This window comes from Psychrobacillus vulpis, from assembly GCF_006861825.1.
GTDB classification, from domain to species: Bacteria; Bacillota; Bacilli; order Bacillales_A; family Planococcaceae; genus Psychrobacillus; species Psychrobacillus vulpis.
The window spans coordinates 91,684-108,086 of record NZ_VDGI01000002.1; the positions used below are offsets into that span (position 1 = coordinate 91,684).

The window sequence follows — 16,403 nt, forward strand, 5'->3', positions numbered from 1 at the left end:
CAAAAGCTTTACTTCCTTTTTGTTGCATTTACAAGGAGTTTTTTCATAGTTTTCTCATCTAGAGAAGATAAATAACTAATAAAATTGCGAAATTCTTTTAACTCAATCATATTTGACAAGTACTCGCTTTGAAACTCCCCAGCATATTGCGATCTGCTTTTTTTTGCCTCTGCTCCAGGATTTTTACTTCTAATACGCTTATCCTCTAGCATACCAATAAAAATATCTTTAGGAATAGCATAGACCCTTCTAATCTCTGGTAGCAAATCGAGTGGAATTGCAAGCTTACCTAACTCATATTTAGACAAAACAGAATGGTCAATACCCAAACGATTCGCTGCCTCGATTTGTGTGATCTCTAATTGCTCTCGATATGCACGAATATGTTCATAAAAAGGCATATGACTACCTCCCTCATCAATGTGACAACAATATCGAATAACTACATAAGTAATATTTTTATCGCCAAAATAGCGATTTTTAAGTATATAGTCGAACTTTGTTGTATATAGGAATATACATCCTATCACATTTATGAAAATATTAGGAAATAAAAAATAGAAAGGAAGTGATTATCGTAGATAAAATTCAGTTTTATATACCTTCTTTATTGGATATTGTAGATTACAATACTATATTGAAACTAGAAGAAGTATCAATCGTTGGTGTTAAAACAAGTAATATCAAGTATTTTATTGGATATCCAACGCAAGAAGCGACACATATTAATCAAATAGTAGCAGAAGATTTTACGATTCACGATTTACAACTAGATTTTCGTTCTAAAACACTTTCATTTTATTTAGAAAGTAAAGGTACTCTACCAAAATCAGTCATACTTCAGAAAGTATTTCAAACCTTTGCGGTTAGATACAGTCCAAAGGAAGTAGCTTTTCTTCTGTATTCGTCTGGCAAAAATAGACCACAAAAGATTAAAATACGTTGATGAATAACATAAATTTGTAAAGCGAATACATAAAGGTGTTCGCTTTTTTTTTGAATGTATACACTACACGAAATTTCGTAAATGTGATAAAATAATATTAATCAGAAAATTCAAAATAAAAGGAGGGGTTGCGATGTTGCTTGTTCAATTAATGAAACCATTTTATACAAAGCAAGAAGATGGAAGGATAAAATTAGTATTTGCTTATCAATATTTTTCCATTCGAAAAGACGATGAACTATTTCATTTTATTCCAGTAGAAGGAAAAGAAATCATTGTTAATGCTAAAACATTACAAGTAGAAAATTTAGCGGAAGTATTTGTTTTCCAAAAAGGAAATCGGTTTATTCGATTACCTCTTTATCAGCTTTTACTAGTTTCGGATATTCATATTCATTTACAATCGATTATTGAAACAACCGAATTAAAAGATTCACCCCAATCACTAATTGATGGAACAGAAGAAATCATCCACCAATTAGAACAAGTAAATTATGAACGAATGATTGATTATGCATTGTGTAATAAAAATGAATCACTATTTAAAGAGCTTCTACAATATAAGAATTTAAATGGAGGATGTCTGTTTTGATATTATTTAATAACTAAAAACACCTAACGAAAAGAAATTTCGAAGGGTGTTTTTACGTGCTATAGGTTAAAAAAAGATGTAAATAAGTAGAGGAATAAAATAAAGCCACTTGAACCAAGTACTCCAAACAAAATATCCCCCCAATTAAATCCTAGTAGCTTGTCGATTTTCATGCGCTATATCACTCCTATCTTGTAAATTTCCCGGGAAATACCACGATTTATGAATAAGTCGGACAAGTATATGAAAAGTTTCATCTAGTATCAGCAAAATTCCCCAAAATTATTCAAAATGGTGCCAGGCACCTGTAATACTTTTGTAACAAATTTATGTAAAGATAAAAAAGTAAGTCGATATTAATAGTAAAACTGTACTAGGAGATGATATAGATGCTTGGAAAATGGAATTCAACCGGTTTATCCATAATTCGAAATATGAATGCACAGTGGGCTATTGCGAATAAATCAATGGAGAGAATTACCTCAGGTTATCGTATCAATCGTGCAGCAGATGATCCAGCAGGACTTGCCATTTCCGAGAAGATGCGTGCGCAAATTCGTGGTTTGGGACAGGCTGCTCGAAATATTCAAGATGGAATATCACTCGTGCAAACTGCGGAAGGCGCATTGAATGAAACGCACTCTATCTTACAGCGCATGCGAGAGCTTAGCGTAGAAGCAGCAAATGGTACATTAACAGACAATGATCGAAAACTAATAACTATAGAATTTGAAGAATTGAAAAAAGAAATCAACCGAATCTCAAAAGATACAGAGTTCAATACAAAAAAATTACTAGACGGTTCCCAAAACTCTGTGAAAATTCAAGCTGGGGCAAATGCAGGTCAGTCTATTGAACTAACCTTTGGTGACATGGGATCAGCAGCACTCGGTCTAGATAGTTTATCAATTTTGACAAGAGAAGATGCAGAAAAAGCAATTGGTGAACTAGATAAAGCTATTAATAAAGTATCCAGTGAACGAGCTAGAATGGGTGCGTATTCTAATCGTCTAGAGCATGCATACAATAATGCAGTCAACATGGAAGAAAACTTAATTGCGGCTGAATCACGAATACGAGATGCGGACATTGCAAAAGAAATGATGGCTCTTACGAAAGCCAATATTATAATGCAAGCAAGCCAATACGTTTTAAGCATGCATATGCAACAAGCACAATCCATCCTACAACTATTGAAGTAATTGGATGTTTGAAAAACATACGTACAAATAAAAAAACAATCGTGAACATCAACTTCACGATTGTTTTTCTTATTGCATCTATCTTCGAGCCAATCTCATAGTATTACAAATGTGTTACTGGTGCCTGGCACCAGTAACATTTCTGTAACATGCACTATGAAAAAATCGGCAGATTGGTAGTTTTTCGGTTATGATAGGTTTATATGTGTTTTAAGGGGGAATTGTAATGAAGAAGTTTTCGGTTTTAGCTTTATTGGTGATGATGTTTAGCATTTTTGCTGTTCCAGTTTCTGCATTTGGGTCGACTCTAGATGAAGTGAAAAAAATTGTGAGCGAGGATTACAAAGGGGAGATTCCTGCCGACTTGCAAAATATCACTTCCATCGATGGGATTATTGAACTACTAGATCCATATTCTACTTATTTTACAAAAGAAGAATTTGAAGCTTACACAAATTCAATTGATAATACGACTACTGGAATTGGCATTGTGATTGAAGAACACAAAAATGGTATTCAAATTGTCAATACGTTCGAAGGCGGAGCAGCGATCAGTGCTGGAATTGCACCAGGAGATATTATTCTTTCGGTAGACGGCGTCTCTACTGAAAACATGTCCGTTCAGCAAGCGTCCTCCCTTATAACAGGCAAAGAAGGTACGTCTGTAAAATTGGAAGTATTAAAAACAACGAATCAGAAAGAAACTTACGAGTTAACACGCAAGAAGTTTCATGTACCAGTTGTAACAAAACAACTTCTATATGGAAACACGGGCTATATTTCGATTAATTCATTTTCAGAAGATGGGGCGACTTTAGTTAAGTCAGCAAAGGAAGACCTTCAAAAGCAGGGGGCAACTTCATTTATACTTGACTTAAGAAATAATGGTGGGGGTTACGTCCATACAGCTGAAGAGCTGATTGGTTTATTTCCAAATAGCCCATATGCTTATCGTCTTCAAACGAGAGACCAATCAGGTTTAGTAAAGTCTGTAAAACAGTCTTCTTCATTTCCAAAAAACACAAAAATACTCGTAAATGGCTACAGTGCAAGTGCTTCTGAAATGACTGCAGCAGCTTTACTTGACCAAAAATCAGCGACTTTATATGGACAAAAAACGTACGGAAAGGGCTCCATGCAAACTTTCTACAATTTGTCTGATGGATCCTATTTAAAGTTAACAATTGCAAATTTTACTGGCCCAAAAGGAACAATAATCAATAAAACAGGGGTCAAGCCAAACGTAGTGACAGAAATAGGCGAGGAACTGACTAAAGCACATTTAGATACAATTGTCGGAACGAATAAATATCAAAAATTGTCCGCACTACAAAATGTGCCAACAACCAAGGAATTTACAGTTACATTTTCAAATGCCGTAGTAGACAATAAGCAGCAAAAGGTTGAATTAGTAAAGCTAGGCGAAACGAACAGCATTCCTGTTACTATCAAACAAAAATCGCAGAAGCAATTCGTAGTTACACCAAATGCACCTTTAGAAAAAGAAGCAGCCTATTTACTACTCATTCATCCAACTTTCCAATCACAAAATGGAATGATGATGAAAAACGGTGCTTATGTGGAAGTAACTGTTCAACCATAGAGGGGGAACACTAAAATGTTTTTTGATTTTCGATTTTGGAAATACCTTTTTCACCAAGGTAACTTAATGGATTCATTGAAGGAAGCTACGATGCGGGGTTTTGAAAAGAGAGTCGTCATCGTAGCATTTTTGGGAGTACTTCTTTTTGCACTTCGAGATATTTGGGGGATGCATACGGAAGCACTCACATCCATATTTGTAAATGGCTTTGAAGACACGTATACGGTGGCAAGAATCACTTCATTAATAGGAGCAGTTATTGCATCCATACTATATATGGCGTTTCATTTTTTTGGAATTGCCTTTCTTTTACATAAAATTATTAACGTGGAACTGTCCAAAGTAGCAGTTCTGCAATTATTTGTTGTTGCGTTACTATTAATGGAAAAAGCACTTATCTTTTTCATGTATGCAATTGTGGGCTATGCGACTGATTTTTCAATTTTATCGTTTGGTCCACTTGCAGCAACTTACTTAAACAATGAATTTATTATTTATTTCTTTAATCAATTAACAATCGTAACGGGACTAATCATTGCAATTCAATTTCAATTCCTGCGTACATTTACAACGATGTCAACGGGTAAGCTACTAAGCCTATTAATAGCAATTCAAATCATTCTCGCACTAATAACAGCAGGAATGTATGTACTCCCATTAGAAACATGGTTTGAAGGGGGACAACCGGCATGAATAAATGGCTAACAATTTGTATTTCTATTGTCATATCGACATTTATTGCAATAAACTCAATTCTATTGTTCACAAATAAAAGTATCATTACTAGATCGTATTATGTGAATGAATACGACCGTGTTTTTGAAAACACGTATGCACAACAGCTTGAGAAAGAATCAGTCGTTGTCCCCTCACAAGAAATGATTGTAACGATTGATGTAGAGGCAGTGAGTGAGTTTAATATTGTGCCTGGAGATACCGTGCAAAAAGGAATAGAACTTGCCCAATTAAAATCTGATGCTGCCGATAAACAGCGTGAACTTTGGGAAGCTGAGCAACAAGCGTACTCGCAGGAACAATCCCAGCTACAGCAAATTATCGGTTCACTCCAATCGGAGCGTGCAGGAGCGGAATCTACTTCATCTAGTAGTGGTTCCACTACAGGAAACACTACAGATGATGTCATCGACGTCAATGTTCAAGTAGATGTAAATGTTGCTCAGGATGGAAATTATGCTCAAGCTATTGCCGAAGCTGAGCAAAAACTAGCGGAAGTGGAACGAAAATTACAAATCGTAAGCACGCAACTTGGTCAAGAAACAAGAGCCTTAGCTTTACTAAGTCCAATTGATGGAAATGTGGCGAACATTGAGGAACGAAACGGTAAATATTTCATTCAACTTTATTCGAATGAAAAATCAGTCGTCACTTTCGCAAATGAAGTTGAATGGCATGAGTTAAAAGAAGGTCAAAAAGTAAAGAACTATTCAACTCATCAAAAAGGTGTTGCTGAAGGAACCGTCTCGACGAAAACGGAAGTGCCAGCGAACGAAACGGATTGGCTAAAAGCGTACAAACATTTTGGAAATGATGAGCAAGTACCTTTATACGAAGTTCGTATTCAATTAGACGATCAACTAGAAAAACTGCCGTATGCAGCAAATACAAATTCGGTCATTACGACGAATGAAGTAGAAAATGCTGTACGCGTAAAATCGAAATGGCTACTTGAACGAAATGAACAGCAAGCAGAAGTATACACACTAACGAATGAGGGACGAATCGTTCGCGCACCGATTACGGTTCCGTTCGAATTGAATCAATACGCCATTTTGTCAGAAGGAATAAAACAGGAAAGTGTCGTACTAAATGCCGAACCTAAAAAAGACAATTCACTTGCGTTCCTGCCATTCCCGTTAGATCTCCCAACATGGAACAGCATCAAAGCAGTTAGTTGGAAAGACTATATGAAATATTCTCTATCTGGTGCCTGGCACCCAAACATTCATGTCAATTCAAACAATCGTGAAAACTAAAACTTTCACGATTGTTTTATTTTTCATGTTTTTCATGAATTTCATGTTTAACACGTTTTTCACGTTTTTCGTGTTTGTTTGGGTGCCAGGCACCAGTAACACTTCTGTAATGATTTTAACTTTGTTATACTGAAGTGAATAATTATTTAGTGCAGGGGAGGATGCATATGGATCCTAGATTTAAAATCGCTCATCGGGAGGCACTTATTGGTGTTGGACTTGCAGTCGTTCACTTTCTTTGGTGGTTCGGATTTGCGTATGGACTTGGCTCTCGACCAGTAGAGGAATATACGTATATACTCGGTTTCCCTTCCTGGTTTTTCTATAGCTGTATTGTTGGATTTATTTTAGTGGCAGTTACGGTTATTATACTGGCCAAATTTATATTAAAGGATGTTTCTTTTGAAGATGAGGGGGATGAGGTATGAATATTCAAGTTATCATCCCAATGATTATCTTTCTTGGGATCATCTTTTTTATCGGCTTTTGGTCGAGTAAAAAGCTAGAGACGTCCACAGGTGGATTCCTACAAGAGTATTTTTTAGGTGGACGAGAACTTGGTGGTTTTGTACTTGCGATGACGATGGTGGCTACGTATGGAAGTGCATCAAGTTTTCTAGGAGGACCTGGAACTGCTTATACGATGGGATTCGGTTGGGTTCTGCTTGCGATGACGCAAGTCGTTACAGGTTATTTTGTACTCCTTATTTTAGGAAAGAAGTTTGCTATTTTAGCTCGTCGCTACAACGCCATTACGTTAATTGACTTCTTGAAAGTGCGATATAACAGCACAGCGGTTGTATTGCTAGCCGCTATTAGTATGATTATCTTCTTATTTTCTGCTATGACGGCTCAGTGGGTTGGTGGTGGCCGTTTAATCGAATCATTAACCGGTATGAAATATACTACTGCATTATTTATTTTTGCTGTATCAGTTCTTGTTTATGTAGTAATTGGTGGATTCCGTGCAGTTGCGGTGACAGATGCTGTACAAGGTGGGGTCATGGTTGTTGGGACCCTCATATTACTGATCGCGGTTATTATTGCAGGTGGTGGCGTACCGAATATTATGCAAGATTTGCTTGCTGAAAATCCAAAGCTTGTGACGCCATACGGCAATGAAGGAAATTTATCCGCAGCATATGTCTCATCTTTTTGGATACTTGTTGGGGTAGGGGTTGTCGGGCTTCCGCAAATGGCGGTGCGTGCAATGTCGTATAAGAATACTCGATCTATGCACCGAGCGCTTGTAATCGGAACGATTGTTACAGGTTTTATTATGCTAAATATGCATCTCATTGGTATATTTGCTCGTCCTATCTTACCAGGTGTGGAAGTCGCGGACACAGTTATTCCTCTAGTTGCACTAAAGGTTCTACCGGCTTGGCTAGCAGGAATTGTTTTGGCTGCACCACTTGCGGCAATTATGTCGACAGTGGATTCATTACTTATTTTAGTCAGCTCTTCCATCGTGAAGGACGTGTATATCAATTATATGAAACCGAATGCAAGCGAGAAAACAGTGAAACGGATGAGTTTTGGAGTAACAACTCTTCTAGGATCGATTGTCTTTTTATTAGCATTAAATCCTCCTGACTTACTAATTTTCTTAAATTTATTTGCATTTGGAGGATTAGAAGCTGCATTTATTTGGCCTGTTGTGTTAGGTCTGTACTGGTCTTATGGCAATAAATACGGTGCAATTGCATCAATGTTTACTGGAATTATTTCCTATATTGCGTTACACTTTTATAACCAATCATATGGTAATCTATTCGGCGTGCACACTGTAGTTGTGCCAGTCATTTTATCTCTTTTTGCATATGTAGCATTTAGTTTATTAATCAAAAAAACAAAATACGTATTTTAATAAAGGAGTTCCTCGGATGAAACAATGGAATATTTACTTAATGCTTGTGTTCGTCATGTTCGTTTGGGGAGCCAACCTACCCATACTAAAATATTTAGTTACCATCGTTCCCCCAGTTACACTCACTGCATTTCGAGTTCTCTCATCTGGCTTTGTTGTACTGTTGATATTATGGCAAATGAAACTACTTCGGAAGCCAACAAAGCAGGAATGGAAATACATATTATTAGGAGCGCTTACCAATGTGGTGGCACATCACTATTTTCTAAATATCGGACTTTCTATTACTAGTGGGACACATGGAGGACTCATTTTAGGAACAGGGCCAATGCTAACGGCGATTTCTGCGGCCATTATATTAAAATACTTTCCAACGCGAATCCAGTGGCTTGGATTATTACTAGGTCTTGCGGGAGTGAGCGTGTCCATCTTAGTAGGTGGTGGAGAATCTAATGGAGCAAATATTGGTGATTTCTATGTATTACTCGCTATTCTAGCGCAAGTACTAAGTTATATGGTCGTCAGTAAAGCAGCAAAAACGCTCGATCCAAGACTTCTAACAGCATACATGATGCTAGTAGGTGCACCTGTGCTAATTGCGATCAGTTTTGTACAAGAGCCAGGAGGATTTTCTAAGTTTGGGGAAACAACGCCATACTTTTGGGGGCTATTTTTAGCATCAGCCATCATTTGTACAGCGATTGGTCACCTTATGTATAATTACGCAGTAGGCAAAGCGGGAGCAACAAAAGCAGCAATATTTATGAACTTAAATCCATTATTCTCGATGCTTCTTTCTGCTATTTTCTTAAGTGAGATTCTGAACATCCGTCACTTCATCGGCCTATTCCTTATTGTAGCTGGCGTAATACTTGGTTCAGGAGCAGCAGAAGACATGTGGAAAAAAAGACAAAAGTCCAAGATATCTTAGGAATCAAACAATAATATACGACTGTAAAATTCATTAATTGAATTTTACAGTCTTTTCATTTCTAGAAAATCGTTGAAAAAGGCGACACTCCTGCGGGAATAGCGTTAGCCGAAGGCCCCGCAGCGAGCGAGGAGGCTAAGGCAACGCCCGCGGAAAGGGAGCCGTTTCAACGATTTTCTAATCTACTGAGGTATTGTACAACTCCATCTGACAAAGCTGATTAGAAGGACTTTATTAGTGCCCTCCTCGCTTTCCCGCAGTAGTCTCATACGCCACGCTAAATTCTCTTATATAAAAAAGGATGCCGTAAATAGTTCCTATCAAAGTACTAATTTCATACCATCCTCGTTTTTGTTCATATGTTTTATGGCATTAATAGTTGAAAAAAAAGCAGCAACTAAAATTGAGAAGCGAAGAGCGCACGAAATTGTATCTTCGGGCGCTGCTCTCCATGTAGATAGTATCTATTCTTTCATTAACCTAAAGCAAAAGTCACCTGACTATAACCGTTTCAAGCGGGCGAAGGACAAACGACAGCTATAGGATTACCGAAAAAGAGGGACAGGAAGTGGCTTGCTACTTCCTGTCCCTCTTAAAACTTATCCGGTAATAAGATGGCCGACATACTGTCCAAAGCATGCTAGAAACGATGAAGAGAAGATGCACTTAGAGGATGCTTGCGCATTTTTCGAATTGAGTGAAAAATTTATATATACAAAATACTATTTAAAGACTATTATTTGGAAAAAGTATATAATTATTTTATATAAACCATTAACATTCTTCAATGTTATAATGACTTAAGTATCATTATAATAATAATATAGTTGATTGGATAACTATTTATGTGTAAAAAGTCCTTGATAATGTATTGGCAAAAAAAATGAAATTATCATTTTAATACCGACAAATAATATCAATGGTTAATTTTTCAATTGTAAGAGTAGCAAAACATATGAAAGCAGGTTGCTTGAATTGAATGTAAAAGGAAATTTATTGTCTTACATATATATAAAGAATGTTATAAAAGCATTTCTATTTAGTACATTTGCATTTTTAGCATTTTCACAACATACGGATGCAGCAAATTTAGATAAGAGTATATTCTATGTATCAAATAATGGAAGTGATTCTTACGATGGAACGATAGACGCTCCTTGGAGAACAATCCAAAAAGCAGCGGATAGTTTAAAACCAGGGGACACTGTTTATGTTCGAGGGGGCACTTACGCTGAATTTGTAAGTATAACAAATTCTGGTTCTAAAGAGGAAGGCTATATTTCATTTAAAGCATTTCCAGGAGAAATTCCGGTGCTAGAAGGCGAAAATCTTACAATAAAGAGTGGAAATAGAGCCTTATTTCATTTAGAAAACACTCACTATATTATTCTTAAAGGTTTTGAAATCAGAAACCTAAGTACAGATGATTCTAAGAAATATCCAACGGGCATCCTTGTAAGTGAGGGTGGAAGTAATATACAGCTACTGAACAATCATGTTCATCATATAAAAAATATGTCTAAAAAAGGTAATGCACACGGAATTCTTTTCTATGGTAATTCATCACAAAAAATGAGTGATATAAAGATTGAAAATAATAACATACATCACTTAACGCTAGGTAGTAGTGAATCACTTACACTTAGCGGAAATATTGATGGTTTTACTATTTCGCGAAACAGTATACACCATAACAATAATATAGGAATTGATGTAGCAGGATTTTATGATGCATGTGAAACGAATTGTCTTGATCAAGTGAGAAATGGAACTATTTCTTATAACAAGGTTTACGATAACAGCTCTGGAAAGAATCCTGTATATAGGGGTAGTCATTCAGCAGCAGGAATATACGCCGATGGTTCAACAAATATAGAGATTAAAAACAATTTCATTTATAACAATGATTTTGGGATTGAATTGGCAAGCGAAAACTATGGAAAACAAACAAGCTATATCTCTGCAAAAAATAATGTTGTTTACAACAATAATGGTGCGGGAATAATTATTGGTGGAGCAAGTGTTTCAAATGGTGGAGCTTATAAAAATGTAGTAACAAATAATATTCTTAGCTTTAATGATCAATTAAAGGAAGGGTATGGCGAAATAACAGTTCAATGGAATGCCTCAGAAAATCAATTTATTAATAACGTTATTTACAGCAAAAATAAAAAAAATATTATTCAACAAAATGATCCAAATGAAAATAGTAATTTATTTATTAATAATAGTATTTATGCATTTGAAAAGCAGCCTTCACTTACTAAAAGAATTACAACTAAAATTAAAAATATATTCAATGAAAAAGATGACGATTAGAAGAAAATAGTAAAATTGATGGGGATAGGAAGGGAAAGTAAATGAGAGTATTAATTACAGGCGGGTACGGTTTTATTGGATCTCATATAGCCGATAGATATTACAAAGAAGGCTATGAAGTATTTATTATAGACAATTTTTCAACAGGGAAAAAAGAAAATATCTCATTTAAACATAAAAATTACAAACTATCAGTAGAGGATCCAAAATGCGAGGAGATCTTTAAGTCATATCACTTTGATGTAGTCGTTCATCTAGCTGCACAAGTTAGTGTTGCAAAATCGATCGTAAATCCGAGAGAAGATATAGAAGCAAATGTTGTTGGCCTTGTTAACATCATAACGCTTTCTCAGAAGTATCAAGTAAAGAAATTTATTTTTGCTTCCTCAGCGGCTGTTTACGGTGTAAATGAAGTCATTCCATTAAAAGAAGATGAAATTATTAAACCGATTTCTCCATATGGAATTAGTAAATGGATAGGGGAAGAATATTGCAATAAGTGGAAAGAAATACACGACTTTGAGAGTGTATGTTTTCGTTTCTCCAATGTATATGGACCTAGACAAAATAATGATGGAGAAGGTGGGGTAATATCTATCTTCTTGGATAGAATCATTAACAACGAACCAATAGATCTGTTTGGGGATGGAGAACAAACGAGGGATTTTATCTATGTGGAAGATGTTGCAGATGCTATCTTTAGAGCTTCTAATTCTAATATAGAGGGAATTTACAATTTATCCACCAATACGGAGTACAGTATTAATCATGTTATAGATAAAATGAAAAATATTCATGGGGATATTCAAACAAATTACAAGTCAGGTAGAGTAGGGGATATCTATAAATCTGTATTAAGTAACCAAAAGGTGAAGGACGAGCTTGATTGGAGTCCCATGTATGATTTGGATGAAGGTTTAGAGCGTACGTATAATTGGACAATTACAAATCAAGCTAGTAAAGAAAGTGCCGTTACAATTACTCCATCAAAGAGTAAGACCACCGTTATTTATAAAAAAATTCAACCTTATATTGAAAACTTATTAGTATTTTCATTTATCAGCTGGCTGATATTAACGAATCAGGTAAGTATGTTAGATACGATTGATGTAGGTATATTTTACATCATGATAATAGGGGTCATTTATGGGAATCGACAATCAATTATTGCAGTAGGATTATCCGTGTGGTTACTTGTTGCTGAAAAACTATTTGAAGGTCGCGAAATTATTTCTTTATTATATGATACTACTTTCTTTTTCCAAATTGCTCTCTTTTTATTTGTTGGTTTAGTTGTAGGTTACTCAATACAACGAAAAAATAATATGCTTAAAGAGCAAAAGATCAAAATAGAAGAATTGGATAAACGATATGACTTTTTAAATGGAGTCTATGCGGAAGTGAGAGAAGTAAAGGAAGAGTTACAGTTACGAATGCTAAACAGTGGAGATAGTTTTGGAAAAATCCATTCAATCTTGAAGGAATTAGAAGGACTAGAGCCTGAAAAAGTATTTACAAGTACAGTTAACGTTGTACAAACGATAATGAATGTAAAAAACGTCTCCATTTATATTTTAAATAAAAATAACTCATTTTTAAGGTTAATAGCTAATTCAAATAAACCAGACATGTCTAGTATCAACTCACTTAAAGTTGATGAAGTGAAATATGTTCAAAATATATTAAAAGATGGAAAAGTATTTGTTAATAAACAATTACTTTCCGATATACCTTTAATGGCAGCCCCAATTTATCATGATAATAAAGTTGCAGCAATTATTACAATAAACGACCTTGATTTTGAGAAATTTTCACTTTATCATGAAAATCTTTTTAAAGTAACAGCAGATTTAGTTGAGTCTGCTTTAGGAAGAGCATTCAGTTATATTGAAGCAACTGAAATGAATCGATATATTCCAAACACCAATATTCTGAAGTACAGCGTGTTTGAAGAAATTCTATCTAGTAAAAAAGAAGCGAAAGAAATGCATAAAACTCCTTTCTTATTATTAGAAGGCCTTTTTGAAGGGAAATCGATTGCTGAATATTCTAGAGTGATTTCAGGACTTTTGCGAGAAACGGATTATATAGGACAAAGTAAAAAAGACAACATCTTAGTTCTCTTATCCAACACAACAAGAAATGATGGAGAAGTTGTTTTATCTAGATTTAAAGAAAAAGGAATTAATTTCAAGTTGTTAGAAGGAGAGATATAAAATGATGTACATGTATATGCTGTATATTATTTTATCTGCATGTGTCCTTTTATTCATTTCGAACAAAAATTTAAAAGAGTGGCTATTAAAAATGACGGTAGTATCATTTTTGCCGATAATTGGATGGTTTTTGCCTGTTATATGGGCAAAGAAGTTTATAAAAAATAAAGGTGATATGTTTGGTAAGTATATAAACAAACAAAACGAGGATATTTCTGTAGAGTTATTAGCTATTCAAGAAAAAATAGAAAAAGAAAAAGAGCTGAATATTGTTCCGATTGAAGAAGCTTTAGTAGTGAGTGATTACTCCGCAAGAAGAAAAGTAATGATTGATGTATTAAAAGAGGATACATTGCAATACATGGACGTAATTAAAACAGCGGTACTAAACGAAGATACAGAAACTTCTCATTATGCTGTTACAGCAGTGATGGAGATAAAAAGAAAACTATCTATTTCACTGCAAGAGCTTTCTGTTAAATTTGATCAGAATAATAGTGATACTCACATAGCTCGCGCGTACGCACAAGTTTTGAAGGAGTACATGGATAGTGGATTTTTGGACGATCAAACTATTCGAAAATACAAATTTACTTATATTCATGTATTAAATCAACTTATTCAAAATGATGATGGAGATGGGGAAACTTTTGAAGAAAAGGTGACAACTGAAATGGAGTTGAGTGAATATTCCACTGCAGAAAATACTTGCCTAGAATATTTAAGGAAATATCCAAATTCAGAAAAACCTTATATTTGTTTATTGAAATTATATTACACTACTAAATCTACAATAAAAATGCAAAGTACATTGGATGAATTAAAAAGATCAACGATTAAACTTTCCAATCAAGCGCTTACTATTGTTAGGTATTGGTCGGGAGGAACTGGATATGAAGGTAAAAGGGAACTTCTCTAAAGAAATATACATTATAATCCTTTTCGTTCTACTATTTGGTATTTTATTGGAGTTTTCGCGTTCGCAATTTATATTAAAATTTCAACAAAATCAAAGTTTAATTGAAAAGAGAGATGAAATTTTAGCGGATATTTCTAAAGAGAATATAGTAGAACCGAGTGGAAGTAATTACTGCATACTATATAATCCTACAGATGAATACAGCGAAAAATTAAAGGGAAATGCGATTAAAACGCTTGAATATATGAAAAAAAAGTCAACAGAAGTTAAAGTGAATGAAACAAAGGTTGATTTTAAGAGTTGTGATGTAATTCTTCTCACTACTGATCAGTTAAAAGATATTGGTAATACAGAGGAAATTGAGCAATATGTGTTTCAAGGAGGATATATTTTTTTTATGTCTGTGTTAGACATAGATACAGATTATCAAATACTATATCGTAAATTTGGTATTACCTCTTTCGATAAATCAGTAGATGCAAAAGGAATTCATTTAACCTCAGATGTATTAATTGGTGAAAAAGATCTTTTTATTGACGATGATTTTATCCATAATTCTTCCATAAGTGTTGGGCTTGATGATGGAACAGAGTTACTTGCTGAAAGTGCAAATGGAATACCACTATTATGGAAAAATGAATATGGCAAAGGCGCATTTATGAATTTTAACGGTACTATGCTACAAGAAAAAATAAATCGAGGCTTTTTTGCTGGTGCATTAAGTTTATTGGAACCCAATTTTATATATTCTATTTTTAATTTGAAGGTATTTTTCATTGATGATTTCCCTTCGCCCATTGCAAAAGGAACTAATCCGATTATTTATAAAGAGTACAAGAGAGATATATCTGCTTTCTACCAAGAAGTATGGTGGCCAAATATGCTGAAAACTTCCAAAAAATATGATATGAAATATACCGGTGCAATTATTGAGTCATACAACGATCGTGTGGAGCCTCCTTTTAATTATACAGAAGATAAGGATAGTCATTATCTTATCTCATATGGTCGTGAGCTTATTAAAAGTGGAGGGGAATTGGGCTTTCATGGTTATAACCATCAATCTTTAGTACTTGATAAAGAGGTATCTTCCCAATTTGGTTATAAAGAATGGAGAAAAGAAGAAGACATGTCCGAGTCAATTGATGAGCTTCTTACCTATACGAAAAGTGCATTTCCTGGATATACAGTTACATCTTATGTGCCTCCCTCCAATGTTCTTTCTAAAGAAGGAAGAGAAGCAATGAAAAAGGTGTGGCCAGACTTAACTGTAATCTCCTCATTATATGGAGAAGATGAAAGTGGAGTAGCTTATGTTCAAGAATTCGATGTAGCGGAAGATGGAATTATTGAAATGCCCCGTATTACTTCTGGTTATTTTGAGAGAGAGTACGACCGCTGGGCAGAAGCGAACACGATGACAGGGGTAGGTGTATTTTCTCACTTTGTTCATCCAGATGATGTAATAAGTAGTGATAGAAGCAACAATATGGGGTGGGAAAAAATCTATAAGTCATTCAATGATTATATGTCCCGCGTGCAAAAGACGTATCCTTGGCTTCGAGCGTTACCTGCTACTGAAGCAGCGCTAGATATGGCTACAAATATTCATACTCAAGTAAGCTGGAAGAACGGGGAAAATAGTGTTGAAGGTAATATGGACAAATACAATGGGGAGACTTCCTATATTTTACGTTCAAAAAGAAAACTGGGGCGCTTAGAAAATTGTACTGTTAAAAAAATAGGCGACAATGTTTACTTAGTAACAGCAAATGCATCTAAATTCAAAATAGAATTTGGGGGAAATTAGA

At 34.9% G+C, this 16,403-nt stretch carries 14 protein-coding genes; 13 read left to right on the forward strand and 1 reads right to left on the reverse strand.

Annotated features, from left to right (window positions below; translation table 11 throughout):
* Positions 1-8: 8 nt before the first annotated feature.
* Positions 9-401, reverse strand: coding sequence for a helix-turn-helix domain-containing protein (locus tag FG384_RS03005; RefSeq protein ID WP_142641083.1), 393 nt, complete (start codon positions 399-401; stop codon positions 9-11).
* A 167-nt stretch (positions 402-568) separates the two neighbouring features.
* On the opposite strand from FG384_RS03005, the gene FG384_RS03010 reads away from it, so the two are divergent.
* The 13 genes from FG384_RS03010 (at position 569) to FG384_RS03070 (ending at position 16,402) form a co-directional block, all read left to right on the forward strand.
* Positions 569-946 carry a hypothetical protein gene (locus FG384_RS03010; RefSeq protein ID WP_142641084.1) on the forward strand — a complete coding sequence of 126 codons (378 nt, stop codon included), beginning with the start codon at positions 569-571 and terminating at the stop codon, positions 944-946.
* 133 nt (positions 947-1,079) lie between these two features.
* The gene (locus FG384_RS03015) at positions 1,080-1,538 is read left to right on the forward strand and encodes a transcriptional regulator (protein ID WP_142641085.1); all 459 of its coding nucleotides are present in this window, start codon (positions 1,080-1,082) and stop codon (positions 1,536-1,538) included.
* Between the two features lie 389 nt (positions 1,539-1,927).
* Complete coding sequence (locus FG384_RS03020; RefSeq protein WP_142641086.1) at positions 1,928-2,740, forward strand: flagellin N-terminal helical domain-containing protein; 813 nt, start codon at positions 1,928-1,930, stop codon at positions 2,738-2,740.
* Positions 2,741-2,966: 226 nt separating this feature from the next.
* On the forward strand, positions 2,967-4,343 hold the full coding sequence (locus FG384_RS03025; protein WP_240793331.1) for a S41 family peptidase: 1,377 nt from the start codon (positions 2,967-2,969) through the stop codon (positions 4,341-4,343).
* 15 nt (positions 4,344-4,358) lie between these two features.
* Positions 4,359-5,036 carry a hypothetical protein gene (locus FG384_RS03030; RefSeq protein WP_142641087.1) on the forward strand — a complete coding sequence of 226 codons (678 nt, stop codon included), beginning with the start codon at positions 4,359-4,361 and terminating at the stop codon, positions 5,034-5,036.
* On the forward strand, positions 5,033-6,337 hold the full coding sequence (locus tag FG384_RS03035; RefSeq protein WP_142641088.1) for an efflux RND transporter periplasmic adaptor subunit: 1,305 nt from the start codon (positions 5,033-5,035) through the stop codon (positions 6,335-6,337). The genes FG384_RS03030 and FG384_RS03035 overlap by 4 nt, the downstream gene beginning before the upstream one ends.
* A gap of 161 nt (positions 6,338-6,498) precedes the next feature.
* Positions 6,499-6,765, forward strand: a complete 267-nt coding sequence (locus FG384_RS03040) for a YhdT family protein (protein WP_142641089.1) — start codon at positions 6,499-6,501, stop codon at positions 6,763-6,765.
* Entirely contained in the window at positions 6,762-8,207 is a 1,446-nt protein-coding gene (gene panF / locus FG384_RS03045) for a sodium/pantothenate symporter (RefSeq protein ID WP_142641090.1), read from the forward strand. The genes FG384_RS03040 and panF overlap by 4 nt, the downstream gene beginning before the upstream one ends.
* 16 nt (positions 8,208-8,223) lie before the next feature.
* Positions 8,224-9,138, forward strand: a complete 915-nt coding sequence (locus tag FG384_RS03050) for a DMT family transporter (protein WP_142641091.1) — start codon at positions 8,224-8,226, stop codon at positions 9,136-9,138.
* A 975-nt stretch (positions 9,139-10,113) separates the two neighbouring features.
* Entirely contained in the window at positions 10,114-11,457 is a 1,344-nt protein-coding gene (locus FG384_RS03055) for a right-handed parallel beta-helix repeat-containing protein (protein ID WP_166462361.1), read from the forward strand.
* Positions 11,458-11,498: 41 nt separating this feature from the next.
* Positions 11,499-13,673, forward strand: a complete 2,175-nt coding sequence (locus tag FG384_RS03060) for an NAD-dependent epimerase/dehydratase family protein (RefSeq protein WP_142641093.1) — start codon at positions 11,499-11,501, stop codon at positions 13,671-13,673.
* Position 13,674: 1 nt separating this feature from the next.
* Positions 13,675-14,592, forward strand: coding sequence for a hypothetical protein (locus tag FG384_RS03065; protein WP_142641094.1), 918 nt, complete (start codon positions 13,675-13,677; stop codon positions 14,590-14,592).
* The gene (locus FG384_RS03070) at positions 14,567-16,402 is read left to right on the forward strand and encodes a DUF2194 domain-containing protein (protein ID WP_142641095.1); all 1,836 of its coding nucleotides are present in this window, start codon (positions 14,567-14,569) and stop codon (positions 16,400-16,402) included. Before FG384_RS03065 ends, FG384_RS03070 begins: the two co-directional genes overlap by 26 nt.
* Position 16,403: the final 1 nt, after the last annotated feature.